At 54.1% G+C, this 10,479-nt stretch carries 9 protein-coding genes and 1 pseudogene; 9 read left to right on the top strand and 1 reads right to left on the bottom strand.

Features of this window, described 5'->3' with window-relative positions; translation table 11 throughout:
- From IQ273_RS24495 to IQ273_RS24535, 9 genes are all read left to right on the top strand, one after another.
- The coding region (locus IQ273_RS24495) for an iron ABC transporter permease (protein ID WP_194025765.1) at positions 1-623 on the top strand (623 nt) is incomplete at its 5' end.
- Positions 624-722: 99 nt separating this feature from the next.
- Positions 723-1,157: a bacterioferritin gene (locus tag IQ273_RS24500; protein WP_194025766.1), complete on the top strand. Its 435-nt coding sequence runs from the start codon at positions 723-725 to the stop codon at positions 1,155-1,157.
- 94 nt (positions 1,158-1,251) lie between these two features.
- Positions 1,252-2,064 carry an ABC transporter ATP-binding protein gene (locus IQ273_RS24505; protein WP_194025773.1) on the top strand — a complete coding sequence of 271 codons (813 nt, stop codon included), beginning with the start codon at positions 1,252-1,254 and terminating at the stop codon, positions 2,062-2,064.
- A 38-nt stretch (positions 2,065-2,102) separates the two neighbouring features.
- Complete coding sequence (locus IQ273_RS35495; RefSeq protein WP_194025767.1) at positions 2,103-3,089, top strand: helix-turn-helix transcriptional regulator; 987 nt, start codon at positions 2,103-2,105, stop codon at positions 3,087-3,089.
- A 274-nt stretch (positions 3,090-3,363) separates the two neighbouring features.
- A complete protein-coding gene (locus tag IQ273_RS24515; protein WP_194025768.1) occupies positions 3,364-5,868 on the top strand; it encodes a TonB-dependent siderophore receptor in 2,505 nt (834 codons plus the stop codon).
- A gap of 35 nt (positions 5,869-5,903) precedes the next feature.
- A complete protein-coding gene (locus IQ273_RS24520; RefSeq protein WP_194025769.1) occupies positions 5,904-6,881 on the top strand; it encodes an ABC transporter substrate-binding protein in 978 nt (325 codons plus the stop codon).
- Between the two features lie 275 nt (positions 6,882-7,156).
- Positions 7,157-8,128, top strand: a complete 972-nt coding sequence (locus tag IQ273_RS24525; protein WP_228053778.1) for an iron-siderophore ABC transporter substrate-binding protein — start codon at positions 7,157-7,159, stop codon at positions 8,126-8,128.
- A gap of 12 nt (positions 8,129-8,140) precedes the next feature.
- Positions 8,141-8,551 carry a DUF1636 family protein gene (locus tag IQ273_RS24530; RefSeq protein ID WP_194025771.1) on the top strand — a complete coding sequence of 137 codons (411 nt, stop codon included), beginning with the start codon at positions 8,141-8,143 and terminating at the stop codon, positions 8,549-8,551.
- A gap of 17 nt (positions 8,552-8,568) precedes the next feature.
- Entirely contained in the window at positions 8,569-9,846 is a 1,278-nt protein-coding gene (locus tag IQ273_RS24535; RefSeq protein ID WP_194025772.1) for an MFS transporter, read from the top strand.
- 254 nt (positions 9,847-10,100) lie between these two features.
- Here IQ273_RS24535 and IQ273_RS24540 read toward each other — a convergent pair.
- Positions 10,101-10,479: pseudogene (locus tag IQ273_RS24540) on the bottom strand (phosphatidic acid phosphatase); the annotation flags it as partial.

Consider the following 10,479-nt stretch of genomic DNA (forward strand, 5'->3'; position numbering starts at 1 on the left):
GGCTGGGGGCTGCGATTGCCATCTACCTGCTGGCTTGGAACGGCGGTAGCTCACCCATTCGCCTGATTTTGGTAGGCATCGGCCTCACCTCGCTGACCGGGGCCTTCACCAGCCTGATGATTACCTTTGGCAATATCTACGATGTCAGCCAGGCCCTGGTGTGGCTCACCGGCAGCGTCTACGGGCGCAGTTGGGAACACCTCTGGCCGCTGCTGCCCTGGCTGATCGTCTTTTTGCCGCTGACGATGGTGCTGGCTCGCGATCTCGACACCCTCAACCTGGGCGACAACCTGGCCCAGGGGCTGGGCAGCCAAGTGGAGTGGACCCGCAGGCTGCTGCTGCTCTGCACCGTTGCCCTGGCTGGGGCCTCAGTAGCCACGGCTGGCACCATCGGGTTTGTCGGCCTGATGGCCCCTCACTTGGGGCGGCAGCTGGTGGGGCCATCCCATGCGGGACTGCTGCCAGTGGCGGCGTTGACCGGGGCCTGCATTGTAGAGCTGGCCGACATCGTGGGTCGCCTCGCCTTCGCGCCAATTGAACTGCCCTGCGGGGTGATTACAGCAGTGATTGGCGCGCCCTATTTTTTGTGGCTGCTGTATCGCGATCGTTCAAGACCGACTTGATCTCATCATCGATACCTAACTATCAACAGTGGCAACGGCCCTACTCCAACAACTGTTGTATTCCCGTCCTAAGATTAATGCACTGTTTACTTGATTCATATGAGAAACCTTGATACCGAACGCACGATTAAAGTGTTGAATCAAATTATGGAATTTGAGCTAGCTGGTGTGGTGCGCTATACCCACTATTCTTTGATGGTGATTGGCCCTAACCGCATTCCCATCGTCGATTTTTTCAAAGCCCAAGCGAACGAATCGCTACTTCATGCCCAAGAAGCCGGCGAGATAATTACTGGTCTCGAAGGTCATCCGAGCCAGCGCATCGCCATGATTGAAGAAACGAATCGTCACTCTGTAACCGACCTTTTGCAAGAGAGTCTTAATCACGAGCAGAAAGCCCTCAACATGTACAAAACCCTGCTAGAAGTCGTCGAAAACGCCAGCATTTATCTGGAAGAATACAGCCGCACCAAAATTGGCCAGGAGGAAATGCACAATCTGGAGATTAAGAAAATGCTGAGGGACTTTAGCTAAGAGGATTTCGAGTGATTGGTGGATGAGCGATCGCAACTCATCCCCCCGCCTACCCATCCACCTATCCACCCACCTACCCATCCACTCGCCTACCATGCGTCTCGATACCGCCACCCAAATCGCCTTCACCACCCGTAAGCTCACCCTGGCCTACGACAGCAACGTGATCATTCAGGGGCTCGACCTAGCCATTCCCCAGGGCCAAATCACCACGCTGGTGGGGCCAAACGGCTGCGGCAAATCTACCCTGCTGCGGGGGATGGCGCGGCTGCTCAAGCCAACGGGCGGCACGGTGTATTTAGATGGCGATGCGATCGCCCACCTGCCGACCAAAGACTTGGCCAAGCGCCTGGGCATTTTGCCCCAAAGCCCTGCTGCCCCCGAAGGGCTCACCGTGCGAGAGCTGGTCGCTCAGGGGCGCTACCCACACCAAACCTGGCTGCGGCAGTGGTCGAAGGACGATGAGCTGAAAGTGGAGGAGGCGATCGCCACCACCAACCTGCACGAGTTTGCCAACCGCCCCCTCGACACCCTCTCCGGCGGCCAGCGCCAGCGCGCCTGGATCGCCATGGCCCTGGCCCAAGACACCGACACCCTCCTGCTCGACGAACCTACCACCTACCTGGATCTGGCCCACCAAATCGAAGTACTGGATCTGCTCTATCAGCTCAACCGCCAGCTAAAGCGCACCATTGTCATGGTGCTCCATGACCTAAATATGGCCTGTCGCTACAGCCATCACCTGATTGCTCTGCGCGGCGGTACGGTTTTGGCCCAGGGCAAACCAGCGGCGGTGGTTACAGAAGACATGGTGGAGCAGGTATTTGCCTTAAAGAGCCGCATTATCACCGACCCCGTATCTAGCACGCCGCTGTGCCTGCCCATTAGCCAAACTATCGAGAATTAATTTTATTAACCTATAGCCAGCAGGAGGGCCATCGAGTCGTGACGATCACCTTTCAGGATGGTGAGCTGCGCCAGTTGCTGAGGGAGCATGTGCAGAGCACGCAGCCAGAGCTTTTAGCCAATGGACGCGATCAAACACTGACCTATCCCGACTGGCTAGGTAAAGGCTACAAGCGAGATATTGGCCTGCCCAGTGGGATTGAGCTAACCCTGCACCGCTACCATTTGCGCAAAGATCTAGTACAGGTTTGTTTAGCAGACCAAAGCGACTGTTTTGAGTTTGTTTTTAGCCTCACAGCCCAGAGCCAGTACAACGAAGGGCCTGTGTTTAGCGATCGCCGCGCCCATTTGCTTGGCCCAGAAGGACAAGACAGCCGATGGCGCGAATTCGCTGAGCAAGATTATTTAGCGGTGGATATTCACCTCAATCCACCCCTGCTGATGTCGTTAATCGAAAGTCACAGCACCAGGCTGCCAAAACCACTGCAAAAAATACTGGCGGGAGACTCCGACTTTCCCCTTGTTGAGCCCATCGCGATCACGCCCGAAATGCAGACTGCCCTCTGGCAAATCCTTAAGTGTCCTTACCAAGGCATCACCCAAACCCTTTACCTAGAGGCTAAATCCCTCGAGCTGATTGCCCTTTTCCTAGACGCCATAGACGATAACGCCTCCGCTAAACCGATCCTGCATCGAGACGATCTAGAACGTATCCACCAGGCACAGCAAATCCTACAAGGTGACCTTCAAGCGCCCCCTTCCCTAGTCGATTTAGCACGGCAGGTGGGCCTCAACGATCGCAAGCTCAAAGAAGGCTTTCGCCAGGTGTTCGATACCACAGTCTTTGGTTATCTAACTCAACAGCGCATGGAAAAAGCCTGCCAGCTTTTGGTTCAACAGCGATCGGTTGCGGCCGTTGCGGCGGCGGTGGGCTACGCCAGCCCCACTGCCTTTAGCGGTGCCTTTCGTCGCAAATTTGGAGTGACACCCAAGGCCTATCAGCTATCCAACTGCCGGGGTGCTTAGGGGTTCGGTTTTGGGCGCAAGTTTTATACCAGTCGTCCAGACCGCCAGACGTCACCCGAAGGATGAGAACTGTAGGGTGCATCGCTGCGTGGATGCACCATCTTAGAGACTAGGCATCAAAGAGAACCCAATACCCCAAAAAGTCCCGATCGCAGAGAAAAAAGTCCCGGCCGAAGAGAAAAGCCCCCTTCAACCCCCGTAATCTAAACCTCATCTAATTGAGAATACTTCTCGTTTGCAAGCGCTAACGAGGCGACTAGCTGTGGTGTGAGGAATGATGACTTCAAAGTTGGGCTTTGGACTGTTTGTAATGAGCTTGCTGGCGGGCGCAACCGCTCCTTGGGCTTGGGCATCGCCACTTCAAGACTCTGAGCTAGCCCCGGCGGCACTCACCGTAGAGGAGTGGATCGCCCAAGGGCAGGCCAGTGCCGCAGCAGTAATTACCGACGTGCAAATCACAGATGCCCCCGAGGGCTTGAGAATTGAACTGGTCAGCGATCGCCCCCTGGCCGCAGGTAGCTCCCGCACCGAGGGCAACGCGCTAATTACCGACATCCCCAATGCGGTGCTGGAGTTGGCCGATCAAGCTGCCGCAGAGCAGTTTGCCCCCGCCGAAGGCATTGCCCTGGTGCAGATTACCAGCTTGCCCGATGGCACAGTGAGGGTCGCCATCACCGGCACCGACGGGCCACCCACTGCCCAGGTTGATACCGCCACAGGAAACCTGGTCTTGAGCGTAGTGCCAGGCCTGGCCCAGCTTGACGGTGCCGAAGATGCCATTCAAATCGGGGTGACCGGCCAGGGGGAAACCGGCTATCGTGTACCGAATACCAGCGTGGGCAGCAGAACCGATACACCTCTGCGGGATCTACCCTTTTCTGTACAGGTAGTGCCCCAGGAGCTATTGGAAGATCGGCAGGTTCAAAGCGTTAACGAGGCCCTCCGCACGGTGGTGGGCATTAGCCCCGACAATTCTTCTCAGTCTGCCTTTGAAGGCTATACCATTCGCGGTTTTTCAGGCAGAAATATCTTACGCAACGGGTTACGCGATGACACCAATATTACCTCCCGCATTGCGATTCCCAATATTGAGCGCATTGAGGTATTGAGAGGCCCAGTAGGGGCTTTGTTTAGCCAGGGTGCGCCCGGCGGCACCGTCAACATTGTGACAAAAAAACCCTTGGCAACCCCTCACTACATTGTGGAAGGAACCATTGGCAATTTCGACACCTACGGCGGCTCGTTAGACTTCACCGGCCCACTCAATCAGTCTGAAACGATGCTCTACCGGCTCACCGCAGGCGCATCGAGTGCAGGCACATTTGTTGACTTTTTTGATCGCCAAAATTATGTCATTGCCCCCGTGGTCAGTTGGCAGGTTGGCCCCAATACCCAGATCCTTTTTGAAGGCGAATACACCATTTCTGAACAACCCAACGATCGCGGCTTGCCCGCATTGGGTACTGTTCTGCCCAATATCAATGGACAACTGCCCCGCAGTCGCTTTATCGGCGAACCCGATGATGATATAGACAAAAACAATCGCTACGTGCTGCGGCTGGGGTATACCCTCGACCACCAGATCAATCCCGATTGGCAGCTGCAAAATTCGTTTCGAGCCAGTTTTCAGCAGACCCCCCAAAATTCACTTTTCCCCGCAGGTTTGCTTGCCGACCAGCGCACTCTAGAACGGGGCCTTTTCAGCACTAGCGATCAATCCCAGGACAACTACTCCTTTGATACTAGCCTGACCGGTACGGTGCAAACAGGCAGCATTTCGCACCAGCTTTTGCTGGGCTTTGATGTCAACCGCGATATCTATGCGGCCAGCAGTGAGGAGTTTATCCTTGCTCCCATTGATATTTTCAATCCAGTGTATGGGGTAGCCCAACCGCAGTTCGTGGCTAGCTATCCGAGAGAACCCTTTATTACCAACTCAGTGGGGGTTTATGTTCAAGATCAAATTGATCTGCTGCCCCAGCTAAAGTTGCTGCTGGGTGGGCGGTTTGATTTGGTGAGCCAACAATCGCTGTTCGCCGATGGCTCACAGGATTTTCAGGATGATACGGCGTTTAGCCCCCGACTGGGATTGGTCTATCAACCCAGTGATGAGCATGCGCTCTACGCCAGCTACAGCCGCTCGTTTTTGCAGAGTGTGGGTACAGCCTTTGACAACACGCTTTTTGAACCTGAGCGAGGCAATCAGTATGAGGTCGGCATCAAATCAGACTGGCTCGACAACCGACTCTCAACCACCCTGGCGCTCTACCAAATTACGCGAACTAATGTGTTAACCGAAGACCCGATTAACCCCAACTTCTCGGTGCAGACGGGGGAGCAGAGAAGTCGCGGAGTTGAACTCACGGCCACGGGTGAAATTTTGCCAGGGTGGAACATTGTGGCGGGCTACGCCTACACCGATGCCCAAATTACGGCAGACAACACCTTGGCCGTGGGCAATCGCCTCAACAATGTGCCAGAACATGCCGCTAGCCTGTGGACAACCTACGAAATTCAGGAGGGGTCGCACCAAGGTTTGGGCTTGGGGCTGGGGCTGTTTTATGTGGGCGATCGCCAGGGCGATCTAGACAATTCTTTCCAGGTTCCGGGCTATACCCGCACGGATGCTTCGGTGTTCTACAGGCGAGATAATTTTCGAGTTGGGCTAAACCTCGAGAACCTGTTTAATATCACCTATTTTGAAGCCGCAGAAAGCCCTCTGCGCGTTTTTTACGGTGCACCGTTTACCGTCAGGGGCACGGTTTCCTGGTCGTTTTAAGAATGTTGAATGGGTAACGTAAGGGTGTAAAGCTCATGATTTATAAATCCTGGTGGCGACGCATCCAGCTATTTTGGGGCGGAGTTTTGATAGTAGCCCTGATCCAGAGCTGTGCTGGGTTAGGCCCGCCGCATGCGAATGTGCCGTCAGCGCCCGAAGCATCAGATTGTCACATGGTGCGCCATGCTCTGGGGGAAACCTGTGTGCCAAATCAGCCGCAGCGAGTGATTACTCTGAGCGTGCCTACCTTGGGAGATGCGATCGCCCTAGGGGTCAAACCCATCGCCACCATCGTCTATTTTGATGAGCCTCCCCCTTACCTGGCGGAGCATCTAGACTCCATTCAAATACTGGGCAAAGAAGAACAACCGAGCCTTGAAAAAATCCTGGCTCTAAAACCTGATCTGATCATAGGCATCAAGTATTCTACCGAAGCCATATATAGCCAACTGTCGCAGATTGCTCCTACAGTAGCCGATGATTGGGAGGGGTATCCCTCCTGGCGAGAGCATTTTGATTTTGTCGCTAACGTGTTGGGGAAAACAGACTTAGCCCAGCAGGTTTGGAGTCGTTATTATCAGCGCATCGAGTCGTTAAAGACTGCCCTAGAAAAGAGCCAGCAAAACCCAGAAATTTCCTTCGTCCACACTTGCTGTGGCACTATCGACCTGGACTTAAAAAACTCCTTCAACGGCAGCATTCTGGCTGATGCGGGCTTACGCCGACCATCAGCCCAGGCCGTACCTGTCGATGGCGGCCTTGTGAAGCTATCTGAGGAACAACTAATGGATATTGACGGCGATGTTTTGTTTGTCGCCGCCGATGGTGCCGAAGCAGCCCAAACCATCACCGAACTCAAGCAAAACCCGCTATGGCAGAAGCTAAGGGCCGTTCAAAACGATCGGGTTTACCCGGTCAACTATCCCACCTGGAGAGGCGGCAATCCTCTAGGTGCCGATGGAGTGATCGATGACTTGTTCACCTATTTGGTGGAAGATACGCCGCCAGCTTGATCAGAGGGCGTTTGAAAAGTGATTTGTTGTCGCTTTAGTCACTTGCTGATCCCCCCTGCCCCCCTTAGAAAGGGGGGTAAAGGTCACCCTTTTTAAGGGAGATTTAGGGGGATCCCTATTTTTGCTACAAGAGATAGGACTTCTCAACCGTCCTCTCAGCATGTTCCGTTAGTATCGGTTCTATTCTAGCTGTTCCAACGCTGATGAAAAAACTCTTTCACTCCTATAAATTTTTGCTCTTGGGCATACTAGCTTGTCTTTGGGTGACAGCTTGTATGTCGCCAACTCCGACCCCATCCTCGTCGCCAGCAGCCTCTAATGCAGTAGAGGACTGTCGCACGGTAGAGCATGAGCTAGAAGCAACGAAGATTTGTGGACAGCCTCAAAAAGTAGCCGTTCTTAGCCCACACATTTTGGACGTAGTGCTGGCACTGGGAGCACAGCCCGCTGCCTATGCCGAAACCGTGGCGCTCAGTGTGGAGAAGTTTGATCAACCTGCTCAGCAAATTCCTTACCTGGGCGATCGCATCACCACTCAGCCCGTGAACCTGGGCGATCGCAAAAACCCGTCCCTAGAAAAACTCACCCTTCTCAAGCCCGATCTTATTGTGAGCGAAGACTGGCTGGTGCGAGATAAATATAGCTTGCTGGCAAAAATTGCTCCCACAATGCTGTTTACCGATGAAAAAAATGGCCATCAGCACTGGCGCAATGACATTGAGGTCATTGCCAAAGCTCTGGGGCGAGAAGAAGCTGCCGAGAAAGTGAATGCTGAATACTTACAGCAGTTAGAAACCGCTCGTCAATCGCTTGCTCCTGTGGTAGCAACTCTTCCAAAAATTCTAATTCTATCTGTCAATAGCGCCATGACCGATGTAGCGATCGCTGCTGACAGCACCGTTGGTTACCTACTCGAAGGAATCGGCTTTCAGCTTGTTTTTCCTCAGCCTGTGGCCGCCGGAGAAATGCGATGGCTGCAAACGTCGCCAGAAATTTTGCCAACCCTGGGTTCTGATATTGCCATCGTTATCGGCTGGGACAATTCAGAACTCTACAAACCGGAAGCAACGCTAAAGGAAAAATGGAACCAAACCCCAGTTTTCAGAGAAATACCTGCTGCTAAAGCCAATCGTATCTTTTTTGTTGACTATCAACTCTGGGGCAGCATTACCCGCGGTCCAATTACGGATCAATTGATTCTAGAAACGCTGCCCGATATGCTGCTGCCTCTGCTCTCTAACTCGTAAACTCTAAATACCATGGCAAAATCTACCCTTTTTATTTGTCGCTCCTGTCATCAGTCAGAGCAAAGACTGCCAGGACAGCCAGCGGATGGCGCGGTTTTGTGCGATCGCATCCAGGTACTGCACCAAACCTGGTCCCGCCAGTCAGAACTAGAGGTTCGTAGTGTGGACTGTTTGTGGACCTGCGATCATCCTTGCTCTATTGCATTGTTGGGAGACAACAAGCCAACCTACGCATTGGCGAAAGTCTTAGTCAAGGGGAAAAATCATAACGAAATTGCCGAAGCAGTTCTGCAATTGAGTGAGCACTATCTCGATAGCAAAAAGGGCAATATTCCCTGGCAACAATTCCCAGAGGTTCTAAAAACCGAATTTATCGCCCGAATCCCACCTGTAAGTTTTAGTGATTCAGACGAAGCATCTTAAGGCTAAAAATTAAGGTTTTGCGTACTTTTACCCTGATCTGGTGTGGCCAGCTCGTCTTGACCATCGGCAGCTACATGACCGAGTTTGCCCTCACCCTCTGGGCTTGGGAGATGACGGGCTCTGCCACGGCTTTGGCCCTCGTAGGATTTTTCTCACAGCTGCCGCGCATCCCGATTACGCTGGTAGCGGGGCTGATTGTCGATCGCTTTAACCGCAAACATCTGATGATGCTGGGGGATGCTGTCGCCGCCCTTTCCACCGTTGGCATTGGTCTACTTTACTCAACAGGTGACCTAAACATTTGGCATCTGTATCTGGCCACCACGCTAAATGGCGGGTTTGGCCAAATTCAAAGTCTTGCCTATCAAACGTCGATTTCTACTCTAGTGCCGCTCTCCCAGCTGACACGGGCTAACAGCATGAACTCGGCGGTGCACTACGGGTCTGCTATTTTTGGCCCAGCTTTGACGGGGGTGCTCTATCCGCTGATTGGCCTGCTGGGGATTGTCGGGATTGATTTAGTTAGCTTTGGGGTGGCGATCGCATCTCTCCTCTTCCTCCACGTCCCTCAACCCTCGCAACCAGCCACTCTCGAACTCGAAACGCTATGGACCAAGCTAACCTTTGGCTTTCGCGAAGTTTGGCGGCAGCCTAGTTTGCGAGCTTTGCTGCTGATTAGCACCCTGTTTTGGTTTTTCCACGACCTGGGCGGAGCCATCTACGACCCAATGATTTTGGCTCGCTCCAACGGCAGCGCCCAGGTACTAGCTAGTACCGCCGCCGCCGCCGGTATCGGTGGCGTGACTGGAGCGATCATTCTCAGCGTCTGGGGCGGGCCAAAACAGAGAGTGGGAGCGATGCTGGCCGGATTCATCGGCGCAGGCCTCAGCAAAACTGTCTTTGGCCTGGGGCGATCGCCCAGCATTTGGGTGCCCGCTCAGTTTTGTTCTTCCCTTCACTTTCCACTGCTGGGCAGCTCTGAAACCGCCCTTTGGATGGAACAAATCTCTCCAGCTAGGCAGGGGCGCATCTTTGCCGCTAACGCACTGGTGCTGCATGTTGTCAGTGCTGGAGCCACGCTCATGGCTGGGCCTCTAGCCGATCAACTCCTAGAACCAGCCATGGTGGTATCAGGCCCTTGGGTGCCTATTTTGGGCGCTTTCTTTGGCAGCGGTCCGGGTGCCGGTATGGCCATTCTCTACGTATCTTGCGCCCTGGCCATGGTGCTGGTGGGTATGAGTGGATTTGGGCTGGCCAACTTGGTCGCGATCGCCCCTCAGCGCCGGTCTGAATAGGGGTTTGTCAGTGGGTCAACGTCGCTTCAGCGATCGGCGGGTTCAGGGTGTATAGCCATCGTCACGTTGGTTAGGACGTCCAGAAACCCTATGAACGTTCAAACGTTTGAACGTTCATAGGAGACCTGTCTTAACTAGACTGGCCACAGCTATATTCAAAAGCCAGGTCATAACGGGGGCTAAAAAAACAGCCTCGCCGCCTGAGTAGACGACGAGGCTGGGTTAAGGCTTTAGTGGCTCAGAGCCAGCTAGGGCTAAAACCGGACGGTGTTGCCGTTAATGCTCCGGAACTCAAAGGTGCCCAAAGACTCGCGGTAGGTGCTGCGAATGTCGCGCAGCATGCTGATAGCCAGCCGTTCGCCCAGCAGGTTACCGCCGGTTTCGATACCGGTGCCGGGGCGATCGCAGCCCGCATTCGGCCCAGAGGTGGTGCCATCGGTGCGCCAGTGCATACCCGCACCATCGCGAAACAGGGTGACATTGGCAATCAGCTTGTTCAGCTCACCGTGAATGGTGAGCTTTTCACCCCGGTAGTCGGCCAGCTTTTGGCCGCCATCGACGGGCGCTTTGGGGTTGGGGAAGGGGCCATCGGCAAAGTAGGCCTTGGCAATGGTGGCCGATGCAGCCACAAAG

The sequence above is a fragment of the Nodosilinea sp. LEGE 07298 genome (genome assembly GCF_015207265.1).
GTDB lineage: Bacteria > Cyanobacteriota > Cyanobacteriia > Phormidesmidales > Phormidesmidaceae > Nodosilinea.

Excerpts from the sequence above, each read along its gene's own strand:
- IQ273_RS24500 (WP_194025766.1), top strand. The coding sequence starts at position 723 with ATGAGAAACCTTGATACCGAACGCACGATTAAAGTGTTGAATCAAATT.
- IQ273_RS24505 (WP_194025773.1), top strand. The coding sequence starts at position 1,252 with ATGCGTCTCGATACCGCCACCCAAATCGCCTTCACCACCCGTAAGCTC.
- IQ273_RS24515 (WP_194025768.1), top strand. The coding sequence starts at position 3,364 with ATGATGACTTCAAAGTTGGGCTTTGGACTGTTTGTAATGAGCTTGCTG.
- IQ273_RS24520 (WP_194025769.1), top strand. The coding sequence starts at position 5,904 with ATGATTTATAAATCCTGGTGGCGACGCATCCAGCTATTTTGGGGCGGA.
- IQ273_RS24525 (WP_228053778.1), top strand. The coding sequence starts at position 7,157 with ATGTCGCCAACTCCGACCCCATCCTCGTCGCCAGCAGCCTCTAATGCA.
- IQ273_RS24530 (WP_194025771.1), top strand. The coding sequence starts at position 8,141 with ATGGCAAAATCTACCCTTTTTATTTGTCGCTCCTGTCATCAGTCAGAG.